The sequence below is a fragment of the Amycolatopsis keratiniphila genome (assembly GCF_000400635.2).
Taxonomy (GTDB): Bacteria; Actinomycetota; Actinomycetes; order Mycobacteriales; family Pseudonocardiaceae; genus Amycolatopsis; species Amycolatopsis keratiniphila.
Map to the genome: position 1 here is coordinate 8,460,814 of NC_021252.1, position 21,090 is coordinate 8,481,903.

General features: G+C 68.8%; 20 protein-coding genes. 9 read left to right on the forward strand and 11 right to left on the reverse strand.

Going from position 1 to position 21,090, the window contains the following annotated elements:
* The first annotated feature begins 119 nt into the window (after positions 1-119).
* A complete protein-coding gene (locus AORI_RS79275; RefSeq protein ID WP_016337907.1) occupies positions 120-1,262 on the forward strand; it encodes an MFS transporter in 1,143 nt (380 codons plus the stop codon).
* Positions 1,263-1,278: 16 nt separating this feature from the next.
* Here the strand turns inward: AORI_RS79275 and AORI_RS79280 are convergent, their stop codons facing one another.
* Both AORI_RS79280 and AORI_RS79285 read right to left on the reverse strand, forming a co-directional pair.
* Entirely contained in the window at positions 1,279-1,650 is a 372-nt protein-coding gene (locus AORI_RS79280; protein WP_043849240.1) for a hypothetical protein, read from the reverse strand.
* Between the two features lie 62 nt (positions 1,651-1,712).
* Complete coding sequence (locus tag AORI_RS79285; RefSeq protein ID WP_016337909.1) at positions 1,713-2,903, reverse strand: RtcB family protein; 1,191 nt, start codon at positions 2,901-2,903, stop codon at positions 1,713-1,715.
* Between the two features lie 240 nt (positions 2,904-3,143).
* Here AORI_RS79285 and AORI_RS79290 point away from each other — a divergent pair, with 240 nt between their 5' ends.
* Together AORI_RS79290 and AORI_RS79295 are read left to right on the forward strand one after the other, a co-directional pair.
* Complete coding sequence (locus tag AORI_RS79290) at positions 3,144-4,643, forward strand: M48 family metallopeptidase (protein ID WP_016337910.1); 1,500 nt, start codon at positions 3,144-3,146, stop codon at positions 4,641-4,643.
* 9 nt (positions 4,644-4,652) lie between these two features.
* Positions 4,653-5,753 (forward strand): hypothetical protein, encoded by a 1,101-nt coding sequence (locus AORI_RS79295; RefSeq protein WP_016337911.1) that lies wholly within the window; start codon positions 4,653-4,655, stop codon positions 5,751-5,753.
* A gap of 269 nt (positions 5,754-6,022) precedes the next feature.
* On the opposite strand, the gene AORI_RS79300 is transcribed toward AORI_RS79295, so the two are convergent.
* Together AORI_RS79300 and AORI_RS79305 are read right to left on the reverse strand one after the other, a co-directional pair.
* Positions 6,023-7,063: an aspartate-semialdehyde dehydrogenase gene (locus tag AORI_RS79300; RefSeq protein ID WP_043848441.1), complete on the reverse strand. Its 1,041-nt coding sequence runs from the start codon at positions 7,061-7,063 to the stop codon at positions 6,023-6,025.
* Positions 7,063-8,328 carry an aspartate kinase gene (locus AORI_RS79305; protein ID WP_016337913.1) on the reverse strand — a complete coding sequence of 422 codons (1,266 nt, stop codon included), beginning with the start codon at positions 8,326-8,328 and terminating at the stop codon, positions 7,063-7,065. Before AORI_RS79305 ends, AORI_RS79300 begins: the two co-directional genes overlap by 1 nt.
* A gap of 227 nt (positions 8,329-8,555) precedes the next feature.
* Between AORI_RS79305 and AORI_RS79310 the strand changes: the two genes are divergently transcribed.
* Positions 8,556-9,152: a nitroreductase family protein gene (locus AORI_RS79310; protein ID WP_016337914.1), complete on the forward strand. Its 597-nt coding sequence runs from the start codon at positions 8,556-8,558 to the stop codon at positions 9,150-9,152.
* Here AORI_RS79310 and AORI_RS79315 read toward each other — a convergent pair.
* Positions 9,113-10,573: an MFS transporter gene (locus AORI_RS79315; RefSeq protein WP_043848442.1), complete on the reverse strand. Its 1,461-nt coding sequence runs from the start codon at positions 10,571-10,573 to the stop codon at positions 9,113-9,115. The two genes, AORI_RS79310 and AORI_RS79315, sit on opposite strands and share 40 nt — an antisense overlap.
* 103 nt (positions 10,574-10,676) lie before the next feature.
* On the opposite strand from AORI_RS79315, the gene AORI_RS79320 reads away from it, so the two are divergent.
* Positions 10,677-11,516 carry a helix-turn-helix transcriptional regulator gene (locus AORI_RS79320; RefSeq protein WP_016337916.1) on the forward strand — a complete coding sequence of 280 codons (840 nt, stop codon included), beginning with the start codon at positions 10,677-10,679 and terminating at the stop codon, positions 11,514-11,516.
* 9 nt (positions 11,517-11,525) lie between these two features.
* Entirely contained in the window at positions 11,526-12,119 is a 594-nt protein-coding gene (locus AORI_RS79325) for a hypothetical protein (protein ID WP_228688265.1), read from the forward strand.
* Here the strand turns inward: AORI_RS79325 and AORI_RS79330 are convergent.
* Entirely contained in the window at positions 12,112-12,984 is an 873-nt protein-coding gene (locus tag AORI_RS79330) for an ANTAR domain-containing protein (protein WP_016337918.1), read from the reverse strand. The two genes, AORI_RS79325 and AORI_RS79330, sit on opposite strands and share 8 nt — an antisense overlap.
* A 119-nt stretch (positions 12,985-13,103) precedes the next feature.
* Here AORI_RS79330 and AORI_RS79335 point away from each other — a divergent pair, with 119 nt between their 5' ends.
* Positions 13,104-13,895 carry an ANTAR domain-containing protein gene (locus AORI_RS79335; protein ID WP_063751888.1) on the forward strand — a complete coding sequence of 264 codons (792 nt, stop codon included), beginning with the start codon at positions 13,104-13,106 and terminating at the stop codon, positions 13,893-13,895.
* On the opposite strand, the gene AORI_RS79340 is transcribed toward AORI_RS79335, so the two are convergent.
* From AORI_RS79340 to AORI_RS79350, 3 genes are read right to left on the reverse strand one after another with little or no spacing between them, the layout of a single operon-like run.
* Complete coding sequence (locus AORI_RS79340; protein ID WP_016337919.1) at positions 13,828-15,672, reverse strand: CheR family methyltransferase; 1,845 nt, start codon at positions 15,670-15,672, stop codon at positions 13,828-13,830. The genes AORI_RS79335 and AORI_RS79340 overlap by 68 nt on opposite strands.
* The gene (locus AORI_RS79345; protein ID WP_016337920.1) at positions 15,669-16,262 is read right to left on the reverse strand and encodes a chemotaxis protein CheB; all 594 of its coding nucleotides are present in this window, start codon (positions 16,260-16,262) and stop codon (positions 15,669-15,671) included. Before AORI_RS79345 ends, AORI_RS79340 begins: the two co-directional genes overlap by 4 nt.
* A gap of 23 nt (positions 16,263-16,285) precedes the next feature.
* Positions 16,286-16,651, reverse strand: coding sequence for a hypothetical protein (locus tag AORI_RS79350; RefSeq protein WP_016337921.1), 366 nt, complete (start codon positions 16,649-16,651; stop codon positions 16,286-16,288).
* A 244-nt stretch (positions 16,652-16,895) separates the two neighbouring features.
* Here AORI_RS79350 and leuA point away from each other — a divergent pair, with 244 nt between their 5' ends.
* On the forward strand, positions 16,896-18,653 hold the full coding sequence (gene leuA, locus AORI_RS79355; RefSeq protein WP_016337922.1) for a 2-isopropylmalate synthase: 1,758 nt from the start codon (positions 16,896-16,898) through the stop codon (positions 18,651-18,653).
* A gap of 168 nt (positions 18,654-18,821) precedes the next feature.
* Here the strand turns inward: leuA and AORI_RS79360 are convergent, their stop codons facing one another.
* On the reverse strand, positions 18,822-19,460 hold the full coding sequence (locus AORI_RS79360) for a peroxiredoxin-like family protein (RefSeq protein ID WP_016337923.1): 639 nt from the start codon (positions 19,458-19,460) through the stop codon (positions 18,822-18,824).
* A 58-nt stretch (positions 19,461-19,518) separates the two neighbouring features.
* On the opposite strand from AORI_RS79360, the gene AORI_RS79365 reads away from it, so the two are divergent.
* Positions 19,519-20,124: a TetR/AcrR family transcriptional regulator gene (locus tag AORI_RS79365; protein WP_043848443.1), complete on the forward strand. Its 606-nt coding sequence runs from the start codon at positions 19,519-19,521 to the stop codon at positions 20,122-20,124.
* Here AORI_RS79365 and AORI_RS79370 read toward each other — a convergent pair.
* Complete coding sequence (locus AORI_RS79370; RefSeq protein WP_016337925.1) at positions 20,081-21,019, reverse strand: LysR family transcriptional regulator; 939 nt, start codon at positions 21,017-21,019, stop codon at positions 20,081-20,083. The two genes, AORI_RS79365 and AORI_RS79370, sit on opposite strands and share 44 nt — an antisense overlap.
* Positions 21,020-21,090 lie beyond the last annotated feature (71 nt).

The following is a 21,090-nucleotide window of genomic DNA, read 5'->3' on the forward strand; positions in this document are numbered from 1 at the left end:
CGGGTGACCCGTAACTCGCGAAAAAAACTTGCACGCGCGTACCAAGTTACGTTCTCATCGGACGTATGGCCCTCGCTCCGTATCGTCGCGTGTTAGCCGTGCCCGGAGTTCCCAGCTCGATGCTGCTGATGTTCCTGGCCCGGCTCCCGATGACGGCCATGGGCGTGACGATGACGCTGTACGTGGTCAACGACCTCGGCCGCGGCTACGGCGCGGCCGGGCTGATCGGCGCCGCCACCACGCTCGGCAGCGCGATCGGGGCGCCGCTCGTCGGCCGGTACGTCGACCGCTACGGGCTGCGGCCGGTGGTCGCGATCTGCGGGGTGGCCTCGTCGACGTTCTGGATCAGCGCGCCGCATCTGCCGTATCAGGTGCTGCTCGCGGTCGCGCTCCCCGCGGGTGTGCTGTCGGTGCCCGCCGGGACGCTCGCGCGGCTGGTGCTCACCGCGCTCGTGCCGCTGGAGCAGCGGCGAGCGGCCTACTCGCTGGACACGATCCTGGTGGAGGCGTCGTTCATGATCGGGCCGTCGGCCGGGATCATGGCGATCACGCAGCTGCCCGCGGTCTACGCGCTCACGGGTATCGGGGTCTGCTTCGCGCTTTCGGCGACGCTGATCTACCGGCAGAACCCGCCGATCCGCGCCGAGGCCGACGCCGAGGTGTTCACCGGGGAGCGGCCGCCCGTGCGGAGCTGGCTCACCGGACGGCTCGTGATGGCGATGTTCATCGCCGCGGGCGCGCTGTTCTGCCTGGTCGGCATGGAACTCGCCGCGCTGGCGACGCTGCGCGCGAGCGGGGACATCGCCTGGTCGGGACTGTTGATCACGTTGATGTGCGTCGCTTCCGTGCTCGGCGGGGCGATCCACGGCGCGGTCCGGCGGTCGCTTTCGCAGGGCACGCTGATGGTGCTGCTCGCGGTGCTGACCCTGCCGGTCGGGCTGATCGACCACCCGTGGTGGCTGCTGGCGATCGTGCTCTTCCCGAGCAACGTGCTGTGCGCGCCGACGCTCGCCGCGAGCACGGAGACGGTCAGCGCGGCGGCGCCGCCGCGGGTGCGCGGCGAGGCGATGGGCCTGCTGGACGCGGCCAGCCGGATCGGGCTGGCGATCGGGAGCCCGATCATCGGGTTCGTGATCGACCATTCGAGCCCCGGCTGGGGGTTCGCGGCTTCGGCGCTGGGCGCGCTGGCGATCGCTTCGTTCGGCCTGTTCTGGCGCCGGTCCCGTACCCCCGCCCAGGTGCCCGCGCTCACCTCCTCCTGATGCGTTTCGAGAGGGGCTAGGCGCAGACCTTGCGGAGGGCCTCGATCCGGTCGAGGTTGCGCTTGGTCCAGTCCGCGATCTTGCCCGCGTCCTGGATGTTCTCCTTCTGCACCTGCAGGTACGAATCGGCCATGCCGGTGAGCGCGCTCGCGACGTTCTGCTCGCCGACGCTGTTCGCCAGCTCACGCAGGCGCTTCTCCTTGTCCGCGGCGCGTTCCTTGATCGTCGCCGGGTCCGGATTGAGGTCGGTGAGGCTGAGCGCCTCGGCACAGGCACCGACCTTCGTCGCGGCCTTGTTCGTCTGATCGACGGCGTTCGTGACCTCGCTGCAGCCCGCCAGCGCGAGCCCGGCGGCCGCCAGGAGCGCCGCGATTCCCAACCTCTTCATGAAGACCACAGTAGCGAGAAACGTGGGTGGTATGTCGGGTTCCCCGGCACACCACCCACGTTTCAGCCCTTCACGCAGACGACCTGCTTGAGGTGCGCGACCACCTCGACGAGATCCGTCTGCGCCTTGATCACCGTTTCGATGTCCTTGTACGCGGCCGGGATCTCGTCCACCACGCCGGAGTCCTTGCGGCATTCCACGCCGGCGGTCTGCGCGGCGAGGTCCTCGGCGGTGTACAGCTTCTTGGCCTTGTTCCGCGACATCCGGCGGCCCGCCCCGTGCGACGCGGACTGGAAGGACGACGCGTTCCCGAGGCCGCGCACGATGTACGAACCGGTACCCATGCTGCCCGGGATGATCCCGAGGTCACCCGAACCCGCGCGGATCGCGCCCTTGCGGGTCACCAGGAGGTCGATGCCGTCGTAGGTCTCCTCGGCGACGTAGTTGTGGTGGCAGCTGATCGCGTCGTCGAACGTCGTCTGCGGCACGACGTCCTTCAGTGCCTGCTTCACGAGCGCGACCATGGTGGCGCGGTTGCGCGCCGCGTAGTCCTGCGCCCAGAACAGGTCGCGCCGGTACGCCTGCATCTCCGGCGTGCCCGCGACGAAGACCGCGAGGTCCGGATCCGGCAGATCCGCGTTGTGCGGCAGCTTCCGCGCGACGGCCATGTGCCGTTCCGCGAGTTCCTTGCCGATGTTGCGCGAACCGGAGTGCAGCATCAGCCACACGCGGCCTTCGTCCTCGCCGCCCTGTTCGAGGCAGACCTCGATGAAGTGGTTGCCGCCGCCGAGGCTGCCGATCTGGCGCGACGCGCGGTCGTGCAGGTCCTGGACGCCGGGATGCAGGTCGCCGAAGGACTTCCAGAAGGCGTCCCAGCCACCGACACCGTGCACCTTGGCCGGGTTCACCGGGGTCTTGTGCAGGCCGAAGCCGACCGGGACGGCCGATTCGATCCGGCGGCGGAGCTTCAGCAGGTCGTCGGGCAGGTCGGCGGCGGTGAGCGAGGTCCGCACCGCGCTCATCCCGCAGCCGATGTCCACGCCGACGGCGGCCGGGGACACCGCGTCGCGCATCGCGATCACACTGCCGACGGTCGCGCCCTTGCCGTAGTGGACGTCGGGCATGACCGCGACGCCGTGCACCCACGGCAGGTTGGCGACGTTGTGCAGCTGCCGCATGGCCTGGTCCTCGACCGATGCGGGGTCCGCCCACATCCGGATCGGAACCCGCGAGCCTTCGACCGCCGTGTACATGACTTTCCCTTCGTGGAAAACGTTTTGTCGCCGTTGAGAATGCACCGCCCGGGCGAACCGGACAAGGCAATTAACCGGCTCCACAATGGACAGTCCACATGCGACAGCGGAGACCCGGGGTGATGTTCATCCCGAAGTCTTCGATCGTACTCGAAAAGTGATCGGCCGTGAGAGGCGCTTCGGGCACAATGAGCGCTCGGTGTCGGGGGTACACCAACTCTGGGGAAGGTCCGTTTCACAGTGAAGTCTTTTCGTGGGCTGCTCGCTGCCGTCCTGCTGGCGGGGTTCCCGCTGCTCGTGCTCGCGTTCGTGGGCGGGATCGTGACACTCGAAGTACTGGCTTTGCAGCACAACGTCATCGCGGCGGTGAAGCTCGGCATCATCACCGTGCCGGTCGGCTGGATCCTGCTCAAGACCCTGCTCACGGTCGAGCGGGTGACCGACGACGACGTACCCGGCGTCCAGGTGACGCCGGAGTCCCAGCCCGCGCTCTGGGCGCTGGTCCGGGAGCTGGCGGCCGAGGCGGGCACCCGTCCGCCGGACGAGATCTACCTCGATCCGGACGTCAACGCCGCGGTCGCCGAGCGCACCTCGTGGCTCGGGCTGCGGGTGCTGCGCCGCCGCATGATCATCGGTGTCCCGCTGATCATGGGCCTGCGCCAGGACCAGTTCCGCGCCGTGCTCGCGCACGAACTGGGGCACTACAGCAACAAGGACACCCGCTTCGCCGCGGTGACCTATCGCGGGCGGAAGTCGATCGCGCGGGTGGTCGACGGCCTCGACCGCGACGGCTATTTCGAGCGCTTCGTCGGCTGGCTCTTCAAGCAGTACGCGAAGCTCTACTTCGTCGTCTCGATGAGTGTCTGCCGGGCTCAGGAACTCGCGGCCGACGCCGTCTCGGCACGGCTCGCGGGCACCGATGCGGCGACCTCGGCCCTGCGCGAGATCGAAGCGCTGGCCGTCACCTGGCGGTTCTTCATGAACAACTACGCCGCGATCGGCTGGGACGCGGGCTACCTCCCGGACCGGTTCGGCGAGGGCTACCGCGCGCTGCTCACCGATCCGACCAGGGCGCAGCAGATGGAGGAAATCCGCCGGAACCCGTCGGAGGACGAGACGTCGCGCTGGGACACGCATCCGGCCACCCGGGACCGGGTCGCGACGCTCGAAGCGGGCGCCCGGATCCCGGTCCGCCCCGGCGGCGAACGTCCGGCGACCGAACTGCTGACCGGCGCCGAAAAGATGCTCGACGAGGCGCTGTTCACCGTCTTCTCCGACGAGGCGCACACGAAACGGCGGACGGACTGGCAGTCGCTGGTCGCCATCGGCCGCCGTCACGCCGCCGCCGAAGCGGCCGCCGAGGTCCTGGGCGAACGCACCCTCGACATGGCGTTGGACCTGCTCGACGCGGGCAGGCACGAGGAATTGGCCGATCCCGATTCGGAGCCGCCCGCCGGCGCCGGGCCGCGCGCCCGCCGGGAGTTCGCCGTCGTCTCGGTCCGCCGGCGGCTGACGGTGGTCGTCCACGCGGCGCTCACCGACGTCGGCGCGGGGCGATGGTCGCTTTCGTGGTCCGGGCCGGCGCCGTTCGCCGTGGACGAGCCGCTGGAAGACCGGCTGGAACCCGCGCTCGACCAGGCCACCGCGGCCGAATCCGACACCGCGCCGCTGCGCGCGCTGCTGACGGCCGCCGGAGTGCCCGCCGGCTATCGGCCGGCCCTCACTCTCGTTCGCTCTTAAGGAGTTTCCATGCTTTGGCTGCTCAAATCCCGTGAACGCAAGGCCGTCTTCGCCATGATGAAAGAGGCGAAGCGGCGTGGCGTCGAAATCGACGAACTCAAGAACGTGCTGACGCCGGAAGAGTTCGCCGCGCTGCTGCCGCCGGAGAAGCCCAAGTTCAAGGGCAGGATCCCGGACGTCACGCGCTGGGGTCTCCCGGCCGACGGCGAGGTGTCGGCCAAGGAGTACTGGACCGACACGGAGATCCTCGCCGTGCAGGAGTCGACTGCTCGCGGCGAGTGGGAAGGCGCCGCCGCGCTGCTGGCGTCGACCCAGGGGAACTGGGCTCGCCGCGATCAGGTGACCGGCGCGCTCGGCGAGGCCGCCGCGAAGGACGACGAGTGGCTGCGCGCGTGGCGGAAGGCCCGCCCCGGCGACCCCGGCGCGGCGCTCGTCAACGCGGCGTCACTGGTGGACGTGGCTTGGGAGGTGCGCAGTTCACTGCAGGCGAAGCACGTCACGCAGGAGCAGTTCGCCGCGTTCTTCCGGGTGCTGGAGCAGGCAGAGGACGCCGTGCACGAGGCGGCCGGGCTCGCTCCCGAAGACCCGACGCCGTGGGTGACCGCGCTCACGATCGCGATGGGGCGGCAGTACGAAAACGACCAGTACCGGAAGGTCTGGGCGGAACTCGTCGCCCGCGACCCGCGGCATCGCGGCGCGCACTCGCGGGCGTTGCAGTACTGGTGCGCGAAGTGGTTCGGCTCGAACGAGCTGATGTGGGAGTTCGCCGAGACCGCGGCCGCGGAGTCGCCGAACCTGGCCCCGCTGCTGCTGGTCGCCGCGCACGAAGCCGAGTTCCAGGACGTTCCCGCGTGGCGGGAGCCGCAGGTCTCCGGCGCGCTCGACGGGATCCTGGCGCTGCTCGACGGCGAAGACTATCCGGAGAAACGGGGAGACCGGGCGTACCTGGCGAAGGCGCTCGTGGAGAACGGGCGCTTCGACGAGGCCGTCGAGCAGTTCCGGCACTTGGGGACGCGGGCGGATGGCGGGGTCTGGTCCTACAGCGGGGATCCGCGGGGCGAGTTCCTGGCGACGCGGTACGCGGCCTGCGCGGGTGCCACGCGCGTTTAGTCCTCTGAATGCGTCTCGGCGCGCGGGACCCGATTCCGACCGTCCACAAGGGGCACATTCGGCGGCAAAATGTCCGACTTGTTCACTTTGAGCAGGGGTCGTGAGTGATTTGGGCGGTTCTAACCCTCATTATCACTCACGACCCCGTCCAGAAACCGTGCATATGGTGATCAATCGGTCATTTCGCCAAGCGAAGGCGGACCGGCGGATGCAAGGAACGGTCCTTTCCTTGCAGATTTCGCAAGGAAAGGACCGTTCCTTGCACGGGGTCAGGAGTTCGCGGCGACCAGTTCCGCGATCTGCACGGCGTTGAGCGCCGCGCCCTTCCGCAGGTTGTCGTTCGACAGGAACAGCACCAGGCCGCGACCGCCCTCGACACCCGGGTCCGTCCGCAGCCGCCCGACGTACGACGGGTCCTGCCCGGCGGCCTGCAGCGGGGTCGGGATGTCCGACAGCTCGACGCCGGGCGCGCCGGTCAGCAGTTCGGTCGCGCGGGCGACGGAAAGCGGCTGCGCGAACTCGGCGTTGATCGAGATCGAGTGCCCCGAGAACACCGGCACCCGCACACAGGTGCACGAGACCCGCAGCTCCGGGATGCTCAGGATCTTGCGGCTCTCGTTGCGGAACTTCTTCTCCTCGTCCGTCTCGAACTCGCCATCGTCCACAATGGACCCGGCCAGCGGGAGGACGTTGTGCGCGATGGGCCGCGCGTACTTCTTCGGCTCGGGGAAGGCCACCGCCGCGCCGTCGTGGGTCAGGGCGCCCGCGTTCGCCGCGGCCGCGGCGAGCTGGCCTTCCAGCTCCTCGACGCCGGCGAGCCCACTGCCGGACACCGCCTGGTAGGTGCTGGCGACCAGCCGCACCAGGCCCGCTTCGGCGTGCAGCGGCTTGAGCACCGGCATCGCGGCCATGGTGGTGCAGTTGGGGTTCGCGATGATCCCCTTGCGCGCCTCCTTGACCGCCTCCGGGTTGACCTCGCTGACGATCAGCGGGACGTCCGGGTCCATCCGCCACGCCGACGAGTTGTCGATCACCGTGGCGCCGGCGGCGGCGAACCGTTCCGCCTGGGCCTTGGAGGTCGAGCCACCGGCGGAGAACAGCGCGATGTCCAAACCGGACGGATCCGCGGTCGTCGCGTCCTCGATGACGATTTCCCCGTCACGCCAAGGAAGCTTCGAACCGGCGGACCGCGCCGAAGCGAAGTACCGCATTTCGGCGACCGGGAAACCCCGCTCGGCCAGCAGACGGCGCATGACGCCGCCGACCTGGCCGGTCGCCCCGACCACGCCTACCCGCAAACCTTCCGACATCAGCGACCACTCCCCGCGTAGACGACGGCTTCTTCGTCGCCGCCGAGTTCGAACGCCTCGTGGATCGCGCGCACCGCGTCGTCGAGCTGCGCGTCCCGGATGAGCACCGAGATCCGGATCTCCGAGGTGTTGATGATTTCGATGTTGACGCCCGCCTGCGCGAGCGCCTCACAGAACGTCGCCGTGACACCGGGGTGCGAACGCATTCCCGCGCCGACCAGCGACACCTTGCCGACGTGATCGTCGTAGAGGACCGACTCGAAGCCGATCTCGTCCTTGATCTTCTCCAGCGACTGCACGGCCTTGGCCCCGTTGGCCTTCGACAGCGTGAAGGTGATGTCGGTGCGGCCGGAGACGGTGCTGGACACGTTCTGCAGCACCATGTCGATGTCGATCTCGTTGTCGGCGATCACGCGGAAGATCCGGGCGGCGGCACCGGTGGTGTCGGGTACGCCGGTCACCGTGATCTTGGCTTCGGAGCGGTCGTGCGCCACACCGGTGATCAACGCTTGTTCCACGGGGATCTCCTCGATAGAACCGGTCACCGTGGTGCCCGGCTTGTCACTGTAGGAAGAACGGACTCGGATCGGGACGCCGTAGCGGCGCGCGTACTCCACCGAGCGCAGGTGTAGGATCTTCGATCCGCTCGCGGCGAGCTCCAGCATCTCCTCGTAGGCGATGGTGTCGAGCTTGCGGGCGTCGGACACGACCCGGGGATCGGCGGTGTACACACCGTCCACATCGGAATAGATCTCGCAGACGTCGGCGTTCAGCGCCGCGGCCAGCGCGACGGCGGTGGTGTCCGAACCGCCGCGGCCGAGGGTGGTGATGTCCTTGGTGTCCTGCGACACGCCCTGGAAACCGGCCACCAGCGCGATGTAGCCCTGGTCGAGGGCCTCCGTCACACGGCTGGGGCTGACGTCGATGATCCGCGCGTTGCCGTGCACCGACGTCGTCACCACGCCCGCCTGCGAGCCGGTGAACGACCAGGCCTCCGCGCCGTGCGCCGAAATCGCCATCGCCACCAGCGAGTTGGAGATGCGCTCACCCGCGGTGAGCAGCATGTCCATCTCACGCTCCGGCGGAGCCGGGTTGACCTGCTGAGCCAGGTCGAGCAGCTCGTCGGTGGTGTCGCCCATGGCGGAGCAGACGACGACCACGTCGTTGCCCGCCTTCTTGGTGGCGACGATGCGTTCCGCGACGCGTTTGATCCGGTCGGCACTTTCCAGCGACGAACCGCCGTACTTCTGGACCACGAGGGCCACGCCCGAACCTCCTCGACGGGCCGGGCGTGCTCCTCGTGGGCACCGAGGAGCCCCCGCGTCCCTTATTTGGGCGAAAGCCTACCGGGGTCACGCACGCCCGCCACCCTCGTAAGTGGTCCTGACCACCACATAGAGGACTTCCCGAAGTAAATCTTCCTTAACACCAACGAAATAGTCGGAGGGCTTTCACTTTAGTGACGGAGAGCACCCCTTGTTATCGTCCGCCAATGCACAAACCCGCCCGAACGAGTACCCCGATCGCGCCGATCATGGCCGCCAGGTGGAGCCCGCGCGCCTACGACGAGGCCGCCACGGTGTCCGAAGACCAGCTCCGCGCGCTGCTCGAAGCCGCTCGCTGGGCGCCGTCGTTCGGCAACACCCAGCCCGCCCGCTACCTGGTCGGCCTGCGGGGCACGCCGTCGTTCGACCGCATCCTCTCGACGCTCAACTCGGGCAACCGCGCGTGGGCGCGTCGCGCCGGGCTGCTGCTGATCGGCGTGATGGTGACCACGAACGAGAAGGGCGACGTCCCGTACGCCGAGTACGGGCTGGGCCTGGCCAGCGAGAACCTCGTGCTCCAGGCCGTCGACCTCGGCCTCATCGCGCACCAGATGGCGGGCTTCTCCGCCGAAGCGGCGAAGGACTTCTTCGGCCTCCCTGACGACGTCGTCCCCAAGGTCGCGATCGCGGTCGGCCACGCCGCGGACCCGTCGGTGCTCGAAGAGGACTGGCGGATCGAGCGCGAGAAGGCGCCGCGTGAGCGCGTTCCCCTGGCCGAATTCGCCTACGCCGACGCCTGGGGCACGAGCGCCTTCTCCGAGTGAGGGAGCCACCGCAGAGCGAGTACCCCTAGCCCGACGTGCAGCAGGCTGAGCACCACGACGGCGGTGTGCAGACCGGCGACGAAGGCCTCCTTCGCGTCAAGAGCGGTCGCGGGCGCGATAGCGAGGGTTTCCCCCAGGGTGGGCGCGAGATCAGGTCCCGTCAGGCGGAACACCAGCGCGGCGAGCGAGCCCATGAGCGCGATCCCCAGCGCGTTGCCGATCTCGTTGCTGGTCTCGGCGATCGCGCCCGCGGCCCCCGCCCGCTCGGCCGGCACCGCGGCGACCGCCGTGTCGGCCACCACGCTGAACGAGATGCCGTAGCCGATCCCGGCGACCACCGTCGACGCGACGTACCAGCCCGCCCCGCCCGTGACCCCGGTCATGAGCAGCAGCGCCAGCCCGGCGGCGATGGAGAAATGGCAGGCGACCAGCGCCGTTCGCTTGCCGACCCGGTCGACCAGCGCGGGCGTGACGACGCACATGATCGTGAGGACCGCCGCGCCGGGCAGCGCCAGCAGCGCCGCGTGCAGGACCGGCAGGCCGAGCACGGACTGCAGGTGGATCCCCGACAGGTACGCGGCCGCCGACCACGCGGCCAGCGGCACCAGCCCGGTGACGATCGCGATGGTGAAAACACGGTCGCGGAACAGGGAGAACTCGATCAGCGGGTGCTCCAGACCGCGCTGCCGCCGGACGAACCACGTCAGCAGCGCGGCACCGGCGATCCCGGCGGCGACCGGCAAGACGGACAGGCCGTCGGCGGCCGCGTGCTTGATCCCGTAGATCGCGAGCAGGAGACCGAGGGCGGAGAGCGCCACGCTCGGCACGTCGACGCGGCCCGTCCCGGCCGCTCGCACCTCGCGCAACAGCACCGGCGCGAGCGCCAGGAACACCGCGATCACCGGCAGGTTGACCAGGAAGACCGAGCCCCACGGGAACCGCTCCAGCAGGACCCCGCCGACGACCGGGCCGATCGCGAAACCGGCGGCGAACGCGGCCGCGAAGATCCCGATGGCGCGCGCCCGCCGCCGGGGGTCGGGAAAGAGTTCGCTGAGCACGGCCAGCGCGGACGGCAGCAGCGTCGCACCGGCCAGTCCCATCAGCGCGCGGAAGGCGACGAGCGTTTCCGGATTCGGGGCGAAGGCCGCGCCCGCCGAGCCGAGGCCGAACACGGCGGCGCCGATCATCAGCAGCTTCAGCCGTCCGTACCGGTCGCCGATCGCGCCGAACGCGATCAGCAGCGAGCCGACCGCGAAACCGTAGACGTCCAGGATCCACAGCGCCTGGTCGGCCGTGGGCGTGAGCGCCTGGCTGATCCTGGGCATCGCGAGGAACAGGATCGAGCCGTCCATCGAGACCAGGAACACCGGGCAGAGGATCACCAGCAGGCCGAACCAGGCCCTGGTGTGCTGTCGTGTCATGCCCTCGACGCTGTACCGGCTTCGGGACGGCAACCATCCCCGTGCCATGGGTACACCTCGCGGGTACACCCACGCGGCGGGCGAAGTACTTAGGCTCGGAGTCATGGAAAGCCTCGGCGTGTATCTCAAAAGCCGTCGTGACCGGGTGACTCCCGCCGAGATCGGCCTGCGCACCTACGGCACCTCGCGCCGCGTGCCCGGGCTGCGTCGCGAGGAGCTCGCCCAGCTCGCCGGGGTGAGCGCCGGGTACTACACGCGGCTGGAACAAGGGCTGGCCGAGACCGCTTCACAGCAGGTGCTCGACGCGCTCGCCCGCGCGCTGCGGCTCGACGACGTCGAGACCGCGCATCTGTACAACCTCGCCCGGCGGTCCTCGCTCCCGAAGATGTCCGACCCGGGCCCGGAAGAACCGCATCCCCGGGTGCTCGCGCTGCTGGAGAACCTCGGCGAGACCGTGCCGGCGCTCGTCTTCGGCCGTCGCGGCGACGTGCTCGCGTGGAACCACGGCGGGCATTCGCTCATGGCCGAACACCTCGACTTCGACGCCCCGGAGGATTCGGAACGGCGGCCGTCGCTGCCCCGGATGTTCTTCCTCGACCCGCTCACCCGCGAGCTGCACCGCAACCGGGCCGAACTCGCCCCGATCCACGTCGCCTATCTGCGGCTGACCGCCGGTCGCTACCCCACCGACGCCCGGCTGGCGGCGCTCATCGGCGAATTGACCATGCGCAGCGACGAATTCGCGACCCTGTGGGCGACCGGCGACGTCGCCGACTGCACCGTCGGCGCCATGCATCTGCGGCACCCCACGGTCGGTGCGGTGAGCGTCGACTACCAGGTGTGGCTCCAGCCCGACAGCCCCGACCACCGGCTGGAGATCTACACCCCGAAGGACCCGGGATCCGCCGACGCGGTGAAGATCCTGACCGGGTTCGATCGCTAACCTGGGGTTATGGGGGCATTCCGCAGGATTCTCCGCAACGAGTCACGGACGATGGCCGGGCTCTGGCTGTATCTGACCCGCCGCAAGGACGGAATCGACGGGGACGCCGTCCCGGTGCCGTACGGTTCGGGCGGTAAGCCGATCTTCATCGTCCTGGCCGTGGCGAGCGCCTTCGAAGCCGGGCTTTTCTGGCTGATCGACTTCGGCCTCGTCGTGGACGTCCTGTTGCTCGCCCTCGGCGTGTACTCGGCGCTGCTGGTGTTCGGGGTCTACGCCGGCACCGTCGTCCGGCCGCACGTGATCTCCTCGCGCGAGGTGCGAGTGCGCTACAGCTCGTTCTACGACGTACGGATCCCGAGAGAGAACATCGCCTCCCTCCGGCAGGCCAAGGAGAGCCACGATCCAGCCAAGGCGAAGGCGTTTCGCGATGGAACTTGGCTCAGGTACGACAACTTCTACGAGACGAACCTGGTCGCCGAACTGCGTGAGCCGATCACCGTGACCCGGCCGCTCGGGGCGACCGAGACCGTCCGCGTCGTGAAATTCCAGGCGGACGACCCGAAAGCCGCCGTCGAGGCGTACGAAAGGCTCGGTGTCAGCTGAGCGTCGATGTCCGGCCCACGATCGTCCTGGCGACGTCGATGACGCTTTCGTCCCGGGTGTAGGCGTGCGCCCGGATGAGGGCCAGCGCGTCCGAGGCGGTGCAGTCGTGGGTGGTCATGACCATCCCCGTGGCCTGATGCACCACGACCTCGAGGTCCAGGTCGCCGAACAACGGATGGACGGGGAGCCCGTCTTCGGCGTCGAGGCGGGTGCTCGGATGCAACGCGGTCGCGGTGAGCGCGTCGGCCACCAGTTCCGTCGAACGGGCGATTTCCGCGTCCGGTTCGGGTTCTGGCCGATACGCGGTGAGGGTGCCCAGCGGCGCTTCCCGCAGCCCCAGCCGGGCAGACACCACCGCCCGGACCCCGAGTTCCCTCGCGGCGGGCCCGAACCGGGGCCACCGGCTCGACAGTTCCCGCTCACCGCAGACGCCGGGCATTTCCCGGGAGGGCCCTTCACCGAAGACGCACTCCAGATCGTTCGCCTTGGCGGCGAGGGAATCGGACACGACCAGCGCCGCGGTTCCGGGGCTGCTGAACAAGGTCACCGCGAGGCTCGGGACGCCGGCCTTCTCGGCCACCGCCGCCATGAACGCCGGCGGGGCGCCCGCCCGTCCGGCGGCCCAGTCGTTCACCGCGGCGACGTAGCCCGCGTGCAGCTCGGCCGCCGCCCGGTGCCTGCCTTCGGTGGCGCGATGGAGCCGCGCCATCCTCCGGTGGAACGGTCGCATGGTTTCGACGGCCGTTTCCATGAGGATTTCGTGCCGTAGGGCCACCCCCGCGGCGCGATCCGCACGCCCTCGTTCGGCCTCGACCAGTTCGCGCAGGGCCGACTGGTCGTACCGGCCACCGGTGCCGTCCCACATGAGGCGAGCGTACGCTCGCGGCCGCCCCGCGGATGTGACCCGGATGGCTGAGTGAGGCGGCTTCCGCGACCGCAACAAGAGGACTAGCGTTGGCTGCCCCCAAGGAAGGCCGATTTTTGATGCGGAATCGCGAAAAATGGGTCGCCGACACGTTGGTGGAGCTGGCGGACACTCTCGTTCCCACGCTGGATCCGGCGAATTACTGGCTCTGCGTGGCGGATCGGTACACCCAGCTGATCGCTTCGTCGTCGGTGCACCTGACCGCCTCCGGCGATCGCCCCGTCGTGGTGGACACCGACGAACGGCTCGAAACGCCACCGCTCGGCGAGCTCTTCGCCGAAGAAGGGCCCGGCGTCGAGAGCGAGGCGAGCGGGGAGCCGGTCGTCAACGTGCTCCTCGGTGAAGCGACGTCGCGCTGGAGCGGCTTCGCTCCCGCCGCGCTTTCCCTCGGCTACCGGTCGGTGCACGCGTTCCCGTTCAGCCGTCGCGAAGACACGCTCGGCGCGGTGACGATCCTGACCACGGAGACGGCGCCGCTGCCGCCGACCGAGCTGAGCATCGCGAACGCACTCGCCGACGTCGCGACGATCGCCATGCTCAACCACCGGACGATCACCGGGCTGACCACGACCTCGCGGCAACTGCAGGGGGCGCTGTCGAGCCGGGTGATCATCGAGCAGGCCAAGGGATTGCTGTCCGCCCGGCTGGAAGTCAGCCCGGAGGGCGCGTTCCGGGTGCTGCGGCGCTACGCCCGCGGTCACAACATGCGGATCGGCGACCTCTCCGAACGGCTGATGAGCCGCCGCCTGACGGTCGCGGACCTGCTCCCCCAGGGCGACGACCTCACTCCCGCCGCTTCTCCATCAGCAGCACGACGCCACTTCCCGGCCCGCCCAGCGGCGAACAGCTGACGGAGGCGGTGAACGGCCTGCCTTTCCGGTCCACCGCGTCGGTCTCCACCGGGAGTGCGCGGTGGCCGGTCTCGTTGCAGATCTCGACCATGTCGCGAAGCCCGTCCGTCGGCAGGCCGAAGTCGAGCGTGAAGAAGTCCGTCCGGTAGACCTCGTCGGCGCGCATGCCCCACAGGTCCTCGGCGCCGCGGTTCCAGCTGCGCACCAGCAGATCGCTGTCGAGCACGACCACGCCGGCGGCGACGCTGGACAGCACCCCTTCGAGGAAGGTGCGTGCCTCGTCCAGCTCGGCGGTGCGGATCCGCAGCTCCTCGTTCATCGTTTCGAGTTCTTCGTTGCCCGACTGGAGTTCCTCGTTGGTGGTCTCCAGTTCCTCGTTGGTGGACTGGAGTTCCTCGTTCGTCGTCTCGAGTTCCTCGATGCTCGACTGGAGTTCCTCGTTCACCGTCTCCAGCTCCGCGTTGGTCGACTGGACTTCCGCGTAGGCCGTGGCCAGGTCCTCTTGCACCCGTTTGACCTCCTGCTGGAGCCGGGTGGCCTCGGTGGTGTCGATGAGGGTGATCGCGACGCCGAGATCCTCGCCGTCACCGGTGAGCAGCGGTTTGACGATGACGTCGAAATACCGTGTCTCGCCGTCGTTCCTGTCCCATCGCACGGAGTTGACCCGCACACTCCGGCGCTCGCTGTGGGCCCGGTCGACCAAGGACCCGAGTTCGATCGGCCGGGACGAGATCTCCAGCTCACCGAACGGAGTGCCCACCTTGTCCGGGGAGAGCCCGAATTGCGGCGTCGTCGCGCCGTTGATCAACGCGACCATGCCGTCCCGGTCGACGACCACCACCGAATCGGGCGAGGCCGCCAAGGCCAGTTCGGCCACCTGGCGCCGATTGATCCTTCCGGCCTCCGACGACGGCAGGAGATCGGAACGCGCCGGCTTCGCCGCACCCGCACCGGCCTGGATCCGGAACACCCGGTTGCGCATGTCGGTGACCTCGAACCGGGATCCGTCGGCGATCAGCATCTCGGCCTTGCCGAGGAAAAGGTGGCCGCCTTCGTTGAGCGCGAAATGGAACCGCTCGATGATCTTCGTCTGCGCTTCGACGTTGAAGTACATCAGGGTGTTGCGGCAGACGAGCAGATCGACCCGTGAGATCGGGGCGTCGCGGGTGATGTCGTGCCTGCCGAAGATCACCCGGCGGCGGAGGTCACGGCGGAAGGCGAACAGGGCGCCGTTCGGTTCGAAGTACTTCGCTTTCACCTCGTCGGGGAGTTTTTCCAGCGCCTTGAGGGAGTACACCCCGGCCCTGGCCTCGCGCAGGGCCTCCTCGTCGACATCGGTGCCGTAGATCTTGACCCGTTTCGTGCAGGCTTCGATACCGAGGTGTTCGGCGAAGATGATCGCGAGGGTGTAGGCCTCCTCGCCGCTCGAACACCCGGCGCTCCAGATCCGGATGTCCTGATCAGGGTCGGCCTTCGCGATCAGACCGGGGACGACCACCGTCCGCAGGTAGTCCCACGCCGCCGGGTCGCGGAAGAAACCGGTGACGTTGATCAGAATGGTGTTGAAGAGTTCTTGGAACTCGTCGGCGTTGCTTTCCAGGAAATCCCGGTAATCCGCGTACTTCTCGAAGCTCACCGTCTGCATCCGCTTGCGGATCCGGCGGCCGAGCGACGTGCGTTTGTAGCCGGTGAAATCGAAGCCGCGGGAATCCTTGATGAACGTCAGCAGGGATTCCAGCTCACGCTCGTCGTCGGCGCCGGCGTCATACGCGGTCACAGCGATCTCGTTCCTTCGATCAGGGCCACCAGCGCGGCCGCGATCCCTTCCAGCGGCAGCGTCAGGTCGACCGCCACGGCGTTCACGACGGCCTGTGGCATGCCTTTGAATTCCGCGGTACTCGGATCTTCGGCGATCACGGTACCGCCACGGGAAGAGACCGCCCTCGCGCCCGCCGAGCCGTCGAAACCGGTTCCGGTGAGCACGCAGACCAGCGCCGCGGCACCGCAGACCAGCGCGACGGATTCGAAGAGCAGGTCGGCCGACGGCCGGACGAATCTCACCTTGTCCCGCTCCGACAGCCGGAGTTCTCCGCCGGGCCCGATCAGCAGATGACGGTCCGGCGGGGCGATGTAGGCGGTACCGGGCTCGGCCGGCTCGCCGTCCTCGGCCAGTTTGACCCGCAAGCGCGACCGCCGGTCGAGCAGCTCGGCGAGCACCGTGTCGTGATGGGGATCGAGGTGCTGGACGATGACCACGGGCACCGGGAAGCCCGCGGGCAAGGCCGCGAGCACCGTCAGGAGCGCCTTGACTCCGCCCGCCGAAGCCCCGATCGCGACGATCTCGTAGGGCACCGCCCGCGCGAACATCTTCCGAGCGTAATGCTCCGAGACTAAGCGGAACCGCCCACACGCCGGATGATCTTCGCGAGGATCCCGGTGACGACCATCCAGAAGATCGCGGCTATGCCGTAGTTGATCAGCACGCGGAGCTTGGCGTCTTCGGGCATGAAGAGGTCCTTGAAGCCGAGCAGGAGCCCGTCGGCCCAGCCGCGGACGAAGGACACGATGCCGTTGTCCGGGTTCGCCTCGCCGATCACGAAGACGACGTGCAGCACCAGGATGGCCGCGAAGATCAGGCCGACCCAGCGGACGACGCTCGCCAGGATCCCGGCCGCGCGGCTGCCGCCCGCCCGCCAATCGACCTTGCGCCGGGTCGCCTGATCAGCGGTTTCCTTCTCTTCAGCGTGCTCGCCCATGCCGGGCAGTGTGGCACGTCGCCTGGTCCGATTGCTACCCGCGAGTAACCCGAATGGGCGCCACTGTGGTCACGGTTCGATCGCGGCCCGGGTTTCCTTTCGGGAGATCGCGCGGTTAAGGTGGCGTCGTGGCTCGAGCTCTCCTGCTTCGCTGCCGCGACGGGGCCTGATCGGACCGGCTCCCCGTCGCGGGGCTTCGTGGTGCCGGTCGTCGCACCCGATTCTTCAGGAGAACCGTCCCCTCATGAGCATTCGCAAGCCCACCCGTCCTGCGCCTTCCGAGCAGGCTTCGTGGAACACCCAGCGCGGCACTTCGATGCCCGTACACCGCTATCGCCCCTGGTACGACCTGGTCGAGGACATCTCGCTGCCCGACCGCACCTGGCCGGACAAGCGCATCGAGCGCGCGCCGCTGTGGTGCGCCGTAGACCTGCGCGACGGCAACCAGGCCCTGATCGACCCGATGTCGCCCGCGCGCAAGCGCAAGTTCTTCGACCTGCTGGTCCGCATGGGCTACAAGGAGATCGAGGTCGGCTTCCCGGCGGCGTCGCAGACGGACTTCGACTTCGTCCGGGAGATCATCGACGAGGGCGCCATCCCGGACGACGTCAGCATCCAGGTGCTGACCCAGTGCCGCCCTGAGCTGATCGAGCGCACCTTCAAGGCGCTCGAAGGCGCGCCGCGCGCGATCGTCCACATCTACAACTCGACCTCGATCCTGCAGCGTCGCGTCGTGTTCCGCGAGGAGCGCATCGGCATCACGAAGATCGCTTCGCAGGCCGCTGAGCTGGTCGTCGACTACGCGGCGAAGCAGCCGGACACCGACTTCCGCTTCCAGTACTCGCCGGAGTCCTACACCGGCACCGAGCTGTCGTACGCGCTCGAGGTCTGCAACACCATCACCGAAATCTGGCAGCCGACGCCGGATAAGCCGGTGATCCTGAACCTGCCCGCGACCGTCGAGATGGCGTCGCCGAACGTCTACGCCGACTCGATCGAGTGGATGCACCGCAACCTGGACCGCCGCGACTCGGTGATCCTGTCGCTGCACCCGCACAACGACCGCGGCACCGGTATCGCCGCCGCCGAGCTGGGCTTCCAGGCCGGCGCGGACCGGATCGAAGGCTGCCTGTTCGGCAACGGCGAGCGCACCGGCAACGTCGACCTGGTCGCGCTGGGGATGAACCTGTACAGCCAGGGCGTCGACCCGCAGATCGACTTCTCCGACATGGACGAGATCAAGCGGACGGTCGAATACTGCAACCAGCTGCCGGTGCACGAACGCAGCCCGTGGGCGGGCGACCTGGTGTTCACCGCGTTCTCCGGCAGCCACCAGGACGCGATCAACAAGGGCCTCGACGCGCTGAAGGCCGCCGCCGACAAGGCCGGGACGCCGGTCGACGAGCACCCGTGGGAGGTCCCGTACCTGCCGATCGACCCGAAGGACATCGGCCGCAACTACGAGGCCGTGATCCGGGTGAACTCGCAGTCCGGCAAGGGCGGCGTCGCCTACATCATGAAGGCCGAGCACCAGCTCGACCTGCCGCGGCGCCTGCAGATCGAGTTCTCGAAGGTCGTCCAGCGCCACACCGACACCGAGGGCGGCGAGGTCGACCCGGCCACGATGTGGAACGCGTTCTCGGCCGAGTACCTGGAGCTGAAGACGCCGCTGGAGCTGGTGCGCCAGCACGTCCGGGACAACGGGGACGGTGAGTACGACATCACCGCGACCGTGCGGGTCGAGGGTGACGAGCACGAGGTCACCGGGCGCGGGAACGGCCCGATCGCGGCGTTCTTCGACGCGCTGTCGACCGTCGGGTTCGACCTGCGGCTGCTGGACTACAGCGAGCACACGCTCTCGCCGGGCGACGACGCGCGGGCGGCGTCGTACATCGAGTGCGCGATCTCCGACCGGGTGTACTGGGGCATCGGGATCGACCCGTCGATCGTGACCGCTTCGCTGCGGGCCGTCGTGTCGGCGGTGAACCGGGCGAACCGGTAGTTTCCGGCGTTCCGTGAAGGCCTCCTTCACTACCTTGAGGGTAGGGAAGGAGGCCTTCACGGCTTAGGCTTCGCCGGCACTCGCGTGATTGGGGCCGTAACTCACGTGCCTGAGGGCGTATCTCGCGTGATTGGGGCCGGAACGCCTTCAATCACGCGAGTTACGGCTTCAATCACGCGTGATCGCTGTTTTCACGGCGGCCAGGACGTCGGCCGGGTCGGTGCGCGTGGTGTAGTCCGGGTGCACGTCGATGTACCGGATGACGCCTTCGCCGTCCACGACCAGGACGGTCGGATACGGCAGCTCCCATTCCGCCGCCCCGTTGATCTTCTCGACGTCGCCGATGAGCGTGTCGAACGCCGGTTTCGTCTCCGGGGCCAGCCGGAACGTGATGCCGAGCGCGCGCCCGAGCTCGTTGTCCACATCGGACAGCACGGCGAACTCCAGCTCCTTTGTGGACAGCGACCCGTCCGGCAGCTGCGGGCTGACCGCGACCAGCTTCACGCCCAGTTTCTCCAGCTCCGGCAACAGCTCCTGCTGATACGTGCGCAGCGCCAGGTTGCAGTACGGACACCACGCGCCGCGATAGAACACCACGACCGCGGGCCCGTCCGCGACCCGCACCCGATCGCCGCCGGCGTCCGGCAGCGCGAGATCCGGCATCGGCGCACCCGGTTTCGCGGCCGCCTCGGCGACCACCCCGACGAACGTCGCGCGGTCGGCCTTGAGCACCTCGGCGACCTCCGCCGGAACGTGGCTCGCGACGGATTCCCGCAGCTCGGCGAGGTCGGTGTTGAGATCCCCCATGGTCGGCTCCTTTGGTTGTACTGATCGGTACAGTGAAGCCGACTGTACTATTCGGTACATGAGTGGTCAACCGGCGAAGACCCCGCAGGGACGGATGACGAGGGACGCGATCGTCGACGCGGCGGCGGAGCTGATGTACGTCAACGGCGTCGCCGGGACGAGCGTCGACAAGGTGCTCGCGGCGAGCGGCGCCGGGAAGTCGCAGATGTACCACTACTTCAAGAACAAGGATCAGCTCGTCGAGGCGGTGATCACCCGCTTCCTCGAAAACATCCTCGGCAACCAGCCGACCATCTTCGAGCTGCACGACTGGGCCGACTTCGACCAGTGGGCCCGGGAGATCCTCGCCATCCAAACCACGCCCAAGGGGCCCATCGCCTGCCCGCTGGGCAACCTCACCGGCGAACTCGGGGACGACCCCAAGATGGCGCCGCTGCTGGACAAGGCCTACCGCGAATGGGAATCACATCTCCAGCGTGGCCTGGAATCGTTGCGGGCACAGGGAAAACTCGTCGAGGGCGCCGACCCGGCGAGGCTCGCCCAGGCCGCGCTGACCTGTGTGCAGGGCGGCCTGCTGATGGCCCACCTGCGCCACGACGTCACGCCGATCGCCGACGCGCTCAAGATCGCCTTGGACCACCTGAAGAGTCACGCTCGCCGGTGAGCGCGCCGACCTCGTCGGCGAGCGCGTCGAGCACCTTCGCCACCGCGGGACGCGAAGACGCGCCGAGCCGGTAGACCGCCTCCACGTGCCGGGCCGCCTTGATCCCGGCGAGCGGACGGCAGACGAGACCGCTGCCGCGCCGGGTGTCCATTGTGTACCGGGGCAGCAGCGCGATCCCGTGCCCGGCGGCGACGAGCCGTTCGGTGATGCGGAAGTCGTTGATGCGCTGGACCACCTGCGGCCGCACACCGGTGCGGATGATCAGCGACTGGAGGATGTCGTCCACCGGGAAGCCGGCGTTGACGCTGATCCAGCGTTCGTCGGCCAGTTCGGCCAGCTCGATGCGGCGGCGCTTCGCGAGCCGATGCCCGGCGGGGAGCGCGACATCGAGCGGTTCCCGCAGCAGATGCCGGGTCTCCAGCCGGTCCGAGCCGAGCGACGGCGCGTGCTCGTCCCGGTGCGCCACCACGATGTCGTAATCCGCGACGAGCCCGGGGACCTCCGGCGGGGTCATGTCGACGTCGCGCACGATGACGTCCAGGCCGTCGAATTCCGCCGTCCGGTGCAGCAGTCCCGGCAGCAGCATCAGCCCGGCCGACTGGAAGATCGCCACCCGGACCCGGCCGCGCGGTGCGCTGCGGTAAGTGTCCAATTCGGACTCCGCGCGCTCCAGGGCGGCGAGCACGTCGTCCGCGCGGGCGACCAGCGCGCGGCCCGCGTCGGTCAGCCGCAGGCCGCGTCCGGCCGGTTCCGTGAGCGCGAGACCCACGTCACCCTGCAGGGCGCGCAGCTGCTGGGAAACCGCGGACGGCGTGCAGTGCAACGCCTTCGCGGCCGCCGTCACGCTGCCGCGATCGGCGAATTCCCGCAGGGTCCGCAACCGGCCGATGTCCATACCGCCAGCATATGTGAAGCCGAACTGAACGATCGCTGCAAATATTCTCGCTGGTCCTAAAGGGTCGTTCC